This is a genomic window from Candidatus Rokuibacteriota bacterium (assembly GCA_016188005.1).
Taxonomy (GTDB): Bacteria; Methylomirabilota; Methylomirabilia; order Rokubacteriales; family CSP1-6; genus UBA12499.
The window spans coordinates 30,903-43,128 of record JACPIQ010000042.1 but is presented as its reverse complement, the minus strand read 5'-3'; the positions used below and the strand labels follow the sequence as shown (position 1 = coordinate 43,128).

Sequence of the window (12,226 nt, the reverse complement as noted above, 5' to 3'; positions counted from 1 at the left end):
GGAAGTCCATGGCAACCCGGGCTACCCCGCCGCCCCGTGGTGGCCGCGCCACGCGGGGCGTCGCTTCTCCACGAAAGCGCGCAGCCCCTCCACGCGGTCGGCCGAGCAGAAGTTGACGAGCCAGGCCTCGGCCTCGACGACAAGGCCCTGGTCGAGCGAGAGATCGGCGCCCTCGTCGATGGCCTTCTTGGCCTGGCGCACGGCGATGGGGCTGTTGCGGACGATGGCGGCCGCCATCGCGCGGCAGGCCTCGAGGAGCCCGTCCGCCGGCACGACGCGGTTGACCAGACCGAGGGCGAGCGCCTCGGCCGCGGGAACGCGGCGGCCGGTGAAGACCAGGTCCTTGGCGATGCCGCGGCCCAGGAGCCTCACCAGCCGCTGGGTGCCGCCCCAGCCGGGGATGAGCCCAACGGAGACCTCGGGCACCCCCAGCTCCGCCGTCTCGGCGGCGAGGCGCAGGTCGCAGGCCAGCGCGATCTCGAGCCCGCCGCCCAGCGCCCACCCATTGACGGCGGCGAGGGACACCTGGCGCAGCCGCTCGAGGCGCCGGAGCAGCGCCTGGCCGCGATAGACGAAGCGCTCGCCCTCGTCGGGGGTGAGCGCGCCCATGTGGGCGATGTCCCCGCCGCCCACGAAGGCGCGCCCCGCTCCCGTGAGCACCACCACCCGCACGGCGTCGGTCCCGGCCAGCCTGTCCACCGCGCGCTCGAGGTCGTCGAGCACCGCGGCGTTCACCGCGTTCAGCGCCTCCGGCCTGTCGAAGGTGAGGAGCGCCGCGGAGGGCGCCCAGTCGAGGTCGAGCCTCACGGTGGCTGTCATGCCGCAGCCCCGGGCGCGGCGGCCTGCTCGCGCAGCACGCGCTTGAGCACCTTGCCGGAGGGGTTGCGCGGTAGCGCCTCGATGACGCGCACGGCGCGCGGGACCTTGAAGCGGGCCAGGCGGGCGCGGCAGAACTCCATCAGCTCCTCGGCTGAGGCCTGCTGCCCCTCGCGGAAGACGACGAAGGCCACCGGCACCTCGCCCCACTTCGGATCGGGCCGGCCCACCACCGAGGCCTCCAGCACCGCCGGGTGCTCGTAGAGGACGCGCTCCACCTCGGGCGAGGCGATGTTCTCCCCGCCACTGATGATGAGGTCCTTCTTCCTGTCGGCGATGTAGAGGAAGCCGTCGCTGTCCAGCCGCCCGATATCCCCCGTGTGGAACCAGCCCCCCCGGAACGCTGCCGCCGTCGCGTCGGGATCCTTCCAGTAGCCCTTGAAGACCTTGGGGCCGCGCAGCACGATCTCGCCCAGCGCCTCGGCCGGCACCGGCCTGTCCTGCTCGTCCCAGATCTCGACCTCCAGGTGGATGCAGGGCTTGCCCACCGACCCGAGTCGCTCCACCGTCTTCTTCTTGTCGAGGAAGGTGTCGCCGGACACGGTCTCGGTGAGGCCATAGGCATCCGCGAACCAGGCGCTGGGGAAGGCGCGCACCAGCCGCTCGATGAGGGGCAAAGGCATCTTCTCGCCGCCGTCGATGATGAGCCTGACGCCCGAGAGGTCGCGGCGCTCGAGCGTCGGGTGCGCCAGGAGGGCGTTGACCATGGACGGGGCGAGCCAGACATTGGAGATGCGGCGCCTCTCGAGGGCGTCCAGCACGGCGTCGGCCTCGAACTTCCTGTGGATGAGGATGGTGCCGCCGACGTAGAGGATCGTAGTGCTCGTGAGGTCCAGCGCCCCCACGTGGTAGAGCGGCCCGCAGGCCAGCCCCTTGTCGGCGCCCGTGAGGCCGAACTCCACCACGTGGCCGATGTTCTTCCAGTACAGGTTCGCATGCGTGATCATCACGCCCTTGGGGCGCGCCGTCGTGCCCGAGGTGTACATCAGCCGATGGAGGTCGTCCCCGTCCACGGCCGCCGGCGGGGGCGGGGGGCCGGCCTCGCGGAGGGCGTCGAAGCGCGTCCACCCCGCGGGGGCCTCGCCCACCGAGATGAAGCGCGCGCCGCCGAGCCGCGTCCGCGCGGCCTCGGCCAGCGGCAGGAGCTCGGGCTCCGAGATCAGCGCGGCGGCGCCGGCGTGGCTCGCGATGTAGGCGACCTCCGCCCCCGCGAGCCGCCAGTTGACCGGCATGACGACGGCGCCGAGACGGGCCACCGCGAACATCGCCTCGATGAACTCGGGGCAGTTGTAGAGGAGGAGGGCGACCACGTCCCCGCGCTTGATGCCCAGCGAGGCGAGCCCCGCCGCGGCCAGGCCGGCGCGCCGGTCGAGCTCGGCGTAGCTGATCGTCTCGTCGCCCCAGACGAGGCAGGGGCGCTCGGGGAAGCGGTCGGCGTGATGGGCGAGGATGCCCGCGAGGTTGTAGGCGCTCATGTCAGGAGCTGGCCGCCGTCGATCACCAGCACCGATCCCGTCATGAAGCGCGAGGCCTCGGAGGCCAGGTAGACGATGGTCGGGCCCAGCTCCACCGGATCGCCGAGCCGGCGCAGCGGGATCGAGCGCTTGATGACCTCCTGGCCGGTGGGCGAGGCGAAGAAGGTCTCGTTCATCGGTGTGGCGAAGTAGCCGGGACAGAGCGCATTGACCTGCACGTTGTAGCGGGCCAGCTCCAGCGCCATCACCTTGGTCAGCTGGATGAGCCCCGCCTTGCTGGCGCAGTACGGGCCCAGCCGCGCCATGGCCCCGAGCCCGCCGATGGAGGCGATGTTGACGATGCGCCCGCGCTTGCGCTCGATCATCCCGCGCGCCGCCGCGCGGGCGCAGAGCGCGGGCGCGCGCAGGTCCACGGCGAGCACCTCGTCCCACTCCTCGGCCGTCAGGTCCACGAACCGCTTCTCCGCGCCCGAGATCCCGGCATTGTTCACGAGGACGTCGATCCTGCCGAAGGCCGTCTCCGCCGCCGCCACCATCGCCTCGATGGCCCGGGGCTCGCGCATATCGGCCCTGAAGATCTCCGCGCGCACGCCGTGGCGCCGCGCCTCCTCCGCCGTGCGTTCGAGGTCCGGCTGGCTGCGGGCTGCCAGCGCGAGATCAGCGCCCGCCTCCCCCAGCGCCAGCGCCATGGCGCGGCCCAGCCCGCGGCTGGCTCCCGTCACCAGCGCCACCGTCCCCTTCAGATCGTTACTCGTCGCCATGGCTCCTCCAGGTACCTCCCAAGAAAAGTGCCGCGGAAGCGGCTGACGCCGGGGTCCGGGGGGCGGGCCCGCCGGGCGCACCCTGTGGCGAGCCGTGGCGCCGCCCGATGCGCAGGGCGGGGCGAGCGCGCGATCGCGGGTCGCTTCGCCTCGCGCCGCCCCCTGTGGGGGATGGGGGGTCGCGCTCGGCCCGCCCGAGCGAGGTGCGGCGTCCAGGCGAGCCACCCGGCGTGTGTCTGGTGGGCCCGCCCTCCGGACCCGGGCGCCTCGCGCGCCAGGTATCCCGGCACTATGCGCCTCCGGGCATGTCGATGACGGCGAGCACCTCGCCGATGGGGTACACCGCGCGCACCTGTCCCACGATCTCCACCAGCGTGCCGCTGGCCGGGGCCTCCACCTCGACCTCGGCCTTCTCTGTCTCGATGACGAGCAGGGGCTCCCCCGCCGCGACGGCCTCGCCCACCGCCTTCCGCCACTCGACGATGGTGGCCTCGGTCATCGTGAGCCCCAGCTTGGGCATCTTCACCTTCACCCGCATCAGGCGCACACCTCCCGTACCGCCGCGGCGATCTTCCCCGCGTCGGGCAGCCAGCGCTTCTCCATGGGCGGGCTGAAGGGCACGGGCGTGAAGGGCGGCGTGACCCGCCTGACCGGCGCCTTGAGCGAGCGGAAAGCCCCCTCCGCCGCGATGGCCGCGATCTCGGCGCCGAACCCGCACGGCCCCCAGGCCTCGTGGGCGATCACCAGCCGGCCCGTCTTGGCCACGGAGCCGAGGAGCGCATCGCGATCGAGCGGCGACAGCGTCCGGGGATCCAGCACCTCCGCGCTGATGCCGTCCTTCGAGAGCAGGTCGGCCGCCTTGAGGGCCTCGTGGACCATGCGCGACAGGGCGACCACGGTGACGTCCTTCCCCTCGCGCCTCACCTCGGCCCGGCCGATGGGCACCAGGTGCTCTCCCGCCGGCACCTCGCCCTTCGTGGCGTAGAGGGTCTTGTTCTCGACGACGATGACGGGGTTGTCGTCGCGGATCGCCGACTTGAGGAGCCCCTTGACGTCGGCGGGCGTGCTGGGCATGACGACCTTGAGCCCGGGCACGTGCACAGCCCACGCCTCGAGGCTCCCCGAGTGCTGGGGGCCGGCATTGAGCCCGGCGCCCGTGTGCGTGCGCAGCACCACGGGCAGCCGCACCTGCCCGCCGAACATGTAGTGCATCTTCGCCATCTGGTTCACGACCTGGTCCCAGCAGGTGCCGATGAAGTCCATGAACATGATCTCGACGATGGGGCGCAGTCCGTTGGCGGCCGCGCCGATCGCCGCGCCGACGATGGCCGTCTCGCTGATCGGCGTGTCGCGCACGCGCTCGCCGCCGAACTGCTGGAGCAGCCCCTTGGTCGCCCCGAACGTGCCGCCCGGCGCCCCCACATCCTCGCCGAGGAGGATGACGCGCTCGTCGCGGGCCATCTCCTCGGTGATGGCATCCGCGATGGCCTTCACGTACCTGATCTCAGGCATACACGCCCTCGAGGGCCGCCTCGGGCGCGGGCCACGGGCTCTGCCTGGCGAACTCGGTGGCCGCGTTCACCTCGGCCTGGACCTCGGCCTCGAGCCGCGCGCGCTCGGCGTCGGTCAGCCAGCCGCGCTCGCCGAGCCAGCCGCGGAAGCGCGGGAGCGGGTCCTTCGCGCGCCACTCCTCCAGCTCCGCCTTCTGGCGATAGGCCATGGGATCGCCCTCGTGATGGCCGCGGAAGCGGTAGGTCATGGCCTCGATGAGGGTCGGGCCCCGACCGCCCCGCGCCAGCTCCACGGCCTCGGCGGCGGCGGCGAAGACGGCCGGCACGTCGTTGCCGTCCACGCGCACGCCGCGCATGCCGTAGGCTCCCGCGCGCTGGGCGATCGAGCCGGCCTTGGTGTGGACCGACTGCGGCGTGAACTCGGCGTAGAGGTTGTTCTCGCAGACGAAGACCACGGGCAGCTCCCAGACACTGGCCAGGTTCAGCGCCTCGTGCGCCGCCCCCGTGTTGGCCGCCCCGTCCCCGAAGAAGGCGGCCGTCACCTGCCCCGAGCCGCGGACGCGGGAGGCGAGCGCTGTGCCCACGGCGATGGGCAGGCTCGCCCCCACGACCCCGTTGGTGCCCAGCACTCCATGGGCCATGTCGCAGAGGTGCATGGAGCCGCCCTTGCCGCGGCAGGTGCCCGTGGCGCGCCCGAACAGCTCGGCCATCATGCGGTCGGGCGGGGCGCCCTTGGCGAGACACTGCCCGTGGCCGCGGTGGGTGGCGCCCACGAGGTCGTCGGGCCCGAGCAGCGCGCACACCGCCGCCGGCGGCGCCTCCTGGCCCACCGACAGGTGGATGAAGCCGGGGATCTCGCCCCCGGCGAAGCACTCGGCCACGCGCTCCTCGAAGCGCCGGATGAGCTGCATCATCCGGTAGATCGCGAGGCCCTGCTCCCGCGTCGGCTCCCTCATGCCCTCTCCCCTGCGCGGCGGCTCAGCAGCCGAGCAGCCGCGCGATGACCATGCGCTGGATCTCGTTGGTCCCCTCGCCGATCTGCAGGATCTTGGCGTCGCGGAAGAAGCGGGAGACCACGTACTCGTCGGTGTAGCCGTAGCCGCCGTGGATCTGCACGGCCTCGGAGGCCGCCGCCATGGCGGTGTCCGAGGCGTAGAGCTTCGCCATGGCCGCCTCCTTGGCGAACTCCCGCCCCTGGTCGTAGAGCCACGCCGCCTTGTAGATGAGGAGCCGCGAGTTCTCCACGGCCACCGCCATGTCGGCCAGCTTGAACTGGATGCCCTGGAACTGGCTGATGGGCTGGTCGAACTGCCGGCGTTGCTTGGCGTAGTCCAGCGCCAGCTCCAGGCAGGCCGCCGCGCAGCCCAGCGACAGCGCGGCCACGCTGATCCGGCCGATGGCCAGCGCCTTCATGAACTGCCGCAGCCCCACCCCCTGCTTCCCTACGAGGTTGTCGGCCGGGATGCGGCAACCCTCGAAGATCAGCTCGCGCGTGTCCACGGAGTGCCAGCCGATCTTGGGGATCCTCCTGCCCACGTTGAAGCCCGGCGTCCCCCGCTCGACCAGGAAGGCCGAGTACTCGCGCTCGCCGTTGGGGCGGGTGCCGCTCACGGCGAGCAGCGTCACGCCCAGGCTCATCTCGGTGCCGGCGTTGGTGATGAACATCTTGGTGCCGTTGATGACCCAGCCGTCGCCGTCTCGGGTGGCCGTGGTGCGGATGCCGCGCGCATCCGATCCCGCCCCGGGCTCGGTGAGGCCGAAGGCGCCGAGCTTCTCGCCGCGGGCCAGCGGCACGAGCCAGCGCTGCTTCTGCGCCTCGGTGCCGAAGTAGAGCAGCGGCAGCGAGCCGATGGTGAGATGCGCGTTCCAGGTGGAGGCCACCGACTGGTCGGCCTTCCCGATCTCCTCCATGGCGGCCGCGTAGGCCACGGCACCCACGCCCGTGCCGCCATACTCCTCGGGCACGAGCAGCCCCATCAGGCCCAGGTCGGCCATCTTCCGGAACACCTCGATGGGGAAGCGCCCCGCGGTGTTCCATTCGTCCCTGTTGGGGATGATCTCCTTCCGGGCGAAATCCCGGCAGAGGGCCTGGAGCGAACGCTGGTCGTCGGTGAGCTCGAAGTTCATGACCGCCCTCCCGTCCCGGACATGACGAGGATCTTGATGTGGCCGTCGTCCTTCCTGAGCAGGGCCTCGAGCCCGTCCTCCCGGCTCCGCTCGAGCGGCACGCGGGCCGTGATGAGCGGGGCCGTCCGCACCAGCCCCCGCGCGAGCAGCGAGATGGCCTCGGGGAACTCGTCGGTGTAGGCCGAGGAGCCCACGAGCTCCTTCTCGTGGGCCAGGAGCAGCAGCGCGTTGAGCGGCACCGACTCCGGCGTGAGCCCCACGAGCACGATGCGCCCCATCTTCCCCGCGGCGCGGAAGGCGCCCGCGAAGGCGGCGGCGCTGCCCACGCACTCGAAGACGACCCCCGCCCGATCGCCGTCGGTCGCCTCGGCGATGGCCTGCGAGGGATCGCCCGCGCCGGGGTCCAGGACGACATCGGCGCCGAGGGCCTGGGCATGCCGCCTCCGGTCGGCGCGGGGCTCCACCACGGCCACCCACGAGGCGCCCTTCGCCCGGAGCACCTGGAGCACGAGGAGCCCGATGGGGCCGGCGCCCATGACGACGACGCGCTCGCCGCCCGCCAGCCGCGCCCGACGCACCGCGTGCACCGCCACCGCCAGCGGCTCCACCGTGGCCCCGGCCTCGTCGCTCACCTCGGCCGGGAGCAAGTGGCAGCCGTACTCAGGGACCAGGACATAGGGCGCCAGCGCCCCGTCGCGCGAGAGGCCGATCGAGGCGAGCTTCGCGCAGTGATTGGGCTGGCCGCGCCGGCACCAGCGGCACTCTCCGCAGACGACACACGGGTTCACCGTCACCCTGTCGCCGGCCCGGACGCGCGTCACGCCCCGGCCCACGTCCGCGACCCGGCCCGAGAACTCGTGGCCGAGCGTCACCGGCGGCATCACGCCGGTCAGCGGGTGGGGCCGCTTGGGGATGTACACGGGCCCGTGGAGATACTCGTGCAGGTCGGAGCCGCAGAGCCCGCAGGCCGCCACCGACACCACCACCTCGCCCGGCGCCGCCGCGGGCTCCGGCACCTCCTCCACGCGCACGTCCTTCGGCCCGTGCCAGCGCACCGCCTTCATCGCTCGGCCTCCTTGCCCGCGCCGAGAGCGCGCAGGATGAACTCGACCAGCGCCTCCTGCACCTCCGCGCTCGAGAACCGCGCGCGGAGGTTCCAGCGCCTCAGCGCGAGGATGGAGCAGAGGTAGGCGATGGCATCGGCGGAGAGCTGCAGCTCGCCGCACGGAAGATCTGCTCGTGGCGCTCCGCCACGAGATCCTTGTCCTGGACCACGGTCTCGATGGGACGCCGCGTGCGGCGTCCGGGCCCCGACAGGGCGCGCGGCGGCATCAGCGCGCCGGCGGCGCGAGCCCGAGCCGGCGGAAGTACTCCGCCGGAGCGCCGTCGCGCCGCTTGTAGATGTGCAGCGTGCAGGAGCCGTCGGGCCGGGCGGGACCGTCGAAGACCCAGTGCGGGCGGCCGAACCACTGGATGGGCGCCACGCCGTTCCAGATGGGGCAGTGCGAGCAGTAGACGGGCAGGCGCGCCTCGCCCGCCGTCGCCGCGCTGGGCCCCGGCACGAAGGGGAGCGCGCCGGGCCCCTCGTAGGCGCCCGTGATCCGCAGCCGGCCGCCGCTCCCGCACAGCGACTGGGCGCAGGTGAACTTCTCCGCGTCCTCCCGCACCTCGACGCGCCCCATGTGCTGCTTGAGCAGGAAGGCGCTGGCGCGGGCGAAGTCGGCCGCGCTCATGCGCTCCCAGCCCTCGAAGCCCTGCCGCTGTCCCTCGGCCGAGCCCAGGTGGAAGCGCTGGAGCTCGTCGGGGCCATGGTGCGTCAGCACGTGGCCGAACACCTGCGCCATGAAGAGGATGATCCGGTCGTGGAGCGGGACGTACTGGCGCTGCTCCTTCTCGTCCACCAGCGCCCGGGCCCGGGCGGCGTCCCCATCGTCCAGCGCGCGCACGACCTCCGCGGCGAGGCGGGACTGCTCGCGCGTGAAGACCTCCTCGGCCGCCGAGAGGAAGCGCCCCGTCCGCTCCACCGCGGCCGCGAGACTCTCGCCCGCCGAGGGCGCGGCGAGGGCACGGGCCGCCTCGACGGCCGGCTGCGCCTCCGGCCTCCCGTAGGCCTGCGTCATCCGCGCCGCCATCTCCCCCGTGAAGCGCGCGAGGAGGGCGGGCAGGTCGCCGCGCGGCGGCAGCTCGCGGAGCTGGCCCAGCAGCACGCGCAGCGTGATGCCGAGCCCCTTGTACATGAGGGAGTACTCCTTCTCGAGGCTCCTGGCCTGGCCGTCGCCCTCGACGACGAGGCGGCGCGCCGCGGCGAGGTCGCCCCGGTCGACGGCCTCGCGGATCGCGTCCGACAGCCGGCGTCCCCACTCGCTCACGGGCACGGGCGCCATCAGCGTCCCTCCTCTCGGCGCGCCGTTGCCGCGGCCTGCGACCGCTGGCGCAGCTCGGCGCGCTTGATCTTCCCCGACACCGTCATGGGCAATTCATCCACCCACTCGATCTCGCGCGGGCGCTGGAAGGCGCCGAGCTGCGTCTTGACGTGCCCCATCAGCTCCTCCGCCAGGGCCGGGGACGGCGCCTGCCCCGGCACCAGGATCACGAAGGCCTTCACGGCCTCGCCGCGCGTGTCGTCCGGAACGCCGATGACCGCGCATTGCTCCACCGCCGGGTGCTCGAGGAGGCAGCCCTCCACCTCCGCGGGGCCGATCCTGAAGCCCGCGCTGCCGATCACGTCGTCGGCCCGCCCCTTGAAGTGGACATACCCCTCCCGGTCCATGACGCCGAGGTCACCGGTGGAGAACCAGTCGCCGCGGTAGGCGGCCGCGGTGGCCTCGGGGCGGTTCCAGTAGCCGAGCATGATGACGGGATCTCCGCGGCGCACGGCGATGACACCCAGCTCACCCGGCGGGACCACGCGCCCGTCCTCGTCCACGATGGCCACCTCGTGCCCCGGGTATGGCCGGCCCAGGGGCTCGCGCCGCGGCGGAGTGTGGGGGTCGTTCTCGCCGATGAGGAGATTGGCCTCGGTCTGGCCGTAGACCTCGTTGATCGGGATGCCGAGGCGCTCCTCCGTCCACTGCGCGATCTCCGGGGTCACGCGCTCGCCGCCGCTGAGAATGCAGCGGAGGCTGAGCTTGAAGCGGCGCGGGTCCTCGACCTGGATGGCCATCTTCCTGAGCGCCGTCGCGGAGAGGAGCGTGTTGGTGACGCCCCGGCGCTCCATCAGCTCCAGCGCGCCCACGGGATCGAAGCGCGCCGCCGAGGCCAGCACGGGGATGCCGTAGGCCAGCGGGCCGAAGAGCCCGACCAGGAGCCCGCCCACCCAGGCCCAGTCCGCGGGGCTCCAGTAGAGGTCGCCCGGGCGGAACAGGTTGTTGGCGTAGTCCACGCCGTTGTAGCCGAGGAGGTAGCGGTGGGCGTGGAGTGCCCCCTTGGGCGGACCGCTGGTCCCGGAGGTGTAGATGAGCAGCGCCGGCGCCTCGGCCTCCATGTCCTCGGCCGCGAAGTCCCCGGCCGAGGCGGCGAGCACCTCGTCGAAGGTGAGGAGCCCGGGCGCCGGCGCAGGCCGGGGCCCGCCATCGCAGAGCACCACGTGGGCCAGGCCCGGCAGCGTCTCGCGCAGCGCCAGGATCTTCGGGAGGTTCTCGGCGTCCGTGAAGATCGCGCGGGCGCCGGAATCGTCGAGGCGATAGCGGAGGGCGTCGGGGCCGAAGAGGCGAGAGAGCGGCACGGCCACCGCCCCCGCCTTGAAGATGCCGAGCTGCGCGGCGGCATGCTCGGGGGTCTGCGGCAGCATGAGCGCCACGCGCGCCCCCCGCTCGACGCCCAGCGCGCGCAGCCCGCCGCCGACGCGGTCGGAGAGACGCTTGAGATCGTCGAAGGAGAAGGCCGCGCCCCCGCCGTGCCCGTCCTCCCAGAGGAGGGCAGGCCGGCCGCTACCGTCGGCGTGCCTGTCGCAGCAGTCCCACGCGATGTTGTAGCGGGCCGGGATCTTCCAGACATGGCGGGCGCAGGCCTCCTCCCAGGAGGCGGCGTCCCTCACAGTCTGGTCGGCAAGCGAGTATCGCATGGGCCTCGGCGCGGGGCGCGGGTCGTCTTGATCGAGCGTTCGATCGACGCGGCATGTTAGCGGGGCCGCCGCGGCCCTGTCAAGGGGCAGGCGGCCAGGGGGGTCAGGTCTTGCAATCCAACACCATATGGCCAGGCAAGGCCGCACCCTGCCCGATGTCGTAATGCAAGACCTGACCCCGACTCGTTACGCGGCGCGGGGCGCGCGGACCACGCGGAGGTGGTCCTCGACGCGGACGCCCGAGGCCACCGCCGACGCCTCGCGCTCCACCACCCGCAGGGCCGCCGCCTCGATCTCGGGGGCGGGAACCTGGCCCGTCACCTCCACCACCGGCTCATCGCTCCACAGCGGCACGCGCACCCTGGGCGTGACGGGAAGTCCTGCCAGTGCGCCCTCTGTCGCCAGCGCCTCCGCGATCCTCGCCTCCAGCTGACCCGCCTCGTGGGCGCGCTGGCGCCGCAGGTCCACGAGCCTCACTGCGAGAACCACTGCAAGGATCAGCAGGACCAGGGGGATCGCCACCGCCCCGCCGGCGATGGCGTCGTCCGGGACCTGGGGGAGCGGCGGCGCGGTGGGAACCGGCAGCGCAGTGGGAGCCGGCAACGCGGTGCGTTCCCGGGCCAGGGCGAGCGTCACGAGCCCCAGCGGCAGGAGCGGGCTGGCGATCTGTATCGAGACAGCACGAATGGATCGAGCGAGAGTCGACCGTGTCGATCCCATTGCTGTCACCTCCAAGGGGGAAGGGTCATGCCCCCCTGTGGTCACTATACCCCCGGGCACAAGCAGGAAGGCTGAGGGGCCTCCCTGCTGCGGCTGGAGCCGGCGCTCGCGCGGGGCGCCGCCCACGGCGCGGCATTCCCAGCCGGGCTCAGGGGTCCTCGGGCGAGAAGAACGCCTCCGAGAGGATCTCCTTGACGAAGTCGCCCACCTCCGGCTCGTCGGAGCCACGCGGCCCGGCGATGTTGAGGACGCGGATGCCATGCTCTCTCAGGAAGCGCCGGAGTCGCTCACCGGCCCCGTTCGGAGTCGCGGCGCGGGAGAGATGCAGGCAGGGCTTGCTCCACTGGCGGGCGAACTCGGCGGTGCTCCTGGACCCGCCCGCCAGCTCATCGGCGACGGAGAAGATGACCGTGCCGTCCGAGTCCCTGACGTTCCACTCGGTCCGCTGCGAGTAGTGCTCGTCGGGCGTCTCGGTGAGGTGGTAGCGCGAGTCGATCGTGCCGTCCTCGGCCAGCCGCCCGCGGGGGCACCAGCCGCCGTGAGGCACGCCGTGGGCGGTGGCCCAGTCGAGCGCGGCGCGATCCGCTCCCGTCTGCCCCCCGGACACAATGGTGATGAACCAAGCTTCCTTCATCGCGCGGCCTCTCGGGTCCAGCGTGCTCCCGCCGCCGCACGCTGTCAACGTACTCCGGG

Annotated in this window: 12 protein-coding genes; all 12 read right to left on the bottom strand. The window is 72.8% G+C overall.

Annotated features, from left to right (window positions below):
- Positions 1 to 21: 21 nt before the first annotated feature.
- Positions 22 to 819, bottom strand: coding sequence for an enoyl-CoA hydratase/isomerase family protein (locus tag HYV93_08695; GenBank protein ID MBI2526044.1), 798 nt, complete (start codon positions 817 to 819; stop codon positions 22 to 24).
- Entirely contained in the window at positions 816 to 2,351 is a 1,536-nt protein-coding gene (locus tag HYV93_08690) for a long-chain fatty acid--CoA ligase (protein ID MBI2526043.1), read from the bottom strand. Before HYV93_08690 ends, HYV93_08695 begins: the two co-directional genes overlap by 4 nt.
- A complete protein-coding gene (locus HYV93_08685; protein ID MBI2526042.1) occupies positions 2,348 to 3,112 on the bottom strand; it encodes a glucose 1-dehydrogenase in 765 nt (254 codons plus the stop codon). Before HYV93_08685 ends, HYV93_08690 begins: the two co-directional genes overlap by 4 nt.
- 289 nt (positions 3,113 to 3,401) lie before the next feature.
- On the bottom strand, positions 3,402 to 3,653 hold the full coding sequence (locus HYV93_08680) for a biotin attachment protein (protein ID MBI2526041.1): 252 nt from the start codon (positions 3,651 to 3,653) through the stop codon (positions 3,402 to 3,404).
- Complete coding sequence (locus tag HYV93_08675) at positions 3,650 to 4,615, bottom strand: alpha-ketoacid dehydrogenase subunit beta (GenBank protein ID MBI2526040.1); 966 nt, start codon at positions 4,613 to 4,615, stop codon at positions 3,650 to 3,652. Before HYV93_08675 ends, HYV93_08680 begins: the two co-directional genes overlap by 4 nt.
- 1 nt (position 4,616) lies before the next feature.
- Positions 4,617 to 5,579, bottom strand: a complete 963-nt coding sequence (locus HYV93_08670; GenBank protein ID MBI2526039.1) for a thiamine pyrophosphate-dependent dehydrogenase E1 component subunit alpha — start codon at positions 5,577 to 5,579, stop codon at positions 4,617 to 4,619.
- Between the two features lie 22 nt (positions 5,580 to 5,601).
- Positions 5,602 to 6,750, bottom strand: coding sequence for an acyl-CoA dehydrogenase family protein (locus tag HYV93_08665; GenBank protein ID MBI2526038.1), 1,149 nt, complete (start codon positions 6,748 to 6,750; stop codon positions 5,602 to 5,604).
- Positions 6,747 to 7,814: a 2,3-butanediol dehydrogenase gene (locus HYV93_08660; GenBank protein MBI2526037.1), complete on the bottom strand. Its 1,068-nt coding sequence runs from the start codon at positions 7,812 to 7,814 to the stop codon at positions 6,747 to 6,749. Before HYV93_08660 ends, HYV93_08665 begins: the two co-directional genes overlap by 4 nt.
- A 267-nt stretch (positions 7,815 to 8,081) precedes the next feature.
- Entirely contained in the window at positions 8,082 to 9,134 is a 1,053-nt protein-coding gene (locus HYV93_08655; GenBank protein MBI2526036.1) for a hypothetical protein, read from the bottom strand.
- Positions 9,134 to 10,813, bottom strand: a complete 1,680-nt coding sequence (locus HYV93_08650; GenBank protein ID MBI2526035.1) for an AMP-binding protein — start codon at positions 10,811 to 10,813, stop codon at positions 9,134 to 9,136. Before HYV93_08650 ends, HYV93_08655 begins: the two co-directional genes overlap by 1 nt.
- Before the next feature lie 186 nt (positions 10,814 to 10,999).
- Entirely contained in the window at positions 11,000 to 11,533 is a 534-nt protein-coding gene (locus HYV93_08645) for a hypothetical protein (GenBank protein MBI2526034.1), read from the bottom strand.
- 148 nt (positions 11,534 to 11,681) lie between these two features.
- A complete protein-coding gene (locus tag HYV93_08640) occupies positions 11,682 to 12,167 on the bottom strand; it encodes a putative molybdenum carrier protein (GenBank protein ID MBI2526033.1) in 486 nt (161 codons plus the stop codon).
- Positions 12,168 to 12,226: the final 59 nt, after the last annotated feature.

Bases quoted from the DNA above. Each gene is read 5' to 3' on its own strand.
- HYV93_08645 (MBI2526034.1), bottom strand. From the start codon at position 11,533: ATGGGATCGACACGGTCGACTCTCGCTCGATCCATTCGTGCTGTCTCG.
- HYV93_08650 (MBI2526035.1), bottom strand. From the start codon at position 10,813: ATGCGATACTCGCTTGCCGACCAGACTGTGAGGGACGCCGCCTCCTGG.
- HYV93_08660 (MBI2526037.1), bottom strand. From the start codon at position 7,814: ATGAAGGCGGTGCGCTGGCACGGGCCGAAGGACGTGCGCGTGGAGGAG.
- HYV93_08690 (MBI2526043.1), bottom strand. From the start codon at position 2,351: ATGAGCGCCTACAACCTCGCGGGCATCCTCGCCCATCACGCCGACCGC.
- HYV93_08670 (MBI2526039.1), bottom strand. From the start codon at position 5,579: ATGAGGGAGCCGACGCGGGAGCAGGGCCTCGCGATCTACCGGATGATG.
- HYV93_08685 (MBI2526042.1), bottom strand. From the start codon at position 3,112: ATGGCGACGAGTAACGATCTGAAGGGGACGGTGGCGCTGGTGACGGGA.
- HYV93_08695 (MBI2526044.1), bottom strand. From the start codon at position 819: ATGACAGCCACCGTGAGGCTCGACCTCGACTGGGCGCCCTCCGCGGCG.
- HYV93_08665 (MBI2526038.1), bottom strand. From the start codon at position 6,750: ATGAACTTCGAGCTCACCGACGACCAGCGTTCGCTCCAGGCCCTCTGC.
- HYV93_08640 (MBI2526033.1), bottom strand. From the start codon at position 12,167: ATGAAGGAAGCTTGGTTCATCACCATTGTGTCCGGGGGGCAGACGGGA.
- HYV93_08655 (MBI2526036.1), bottom strand. From the start codon at position 9,134: ATGGCGCCCGTGCCCGTGAGCGAGTGGGGACGCCGGCTGTCGGACGCG.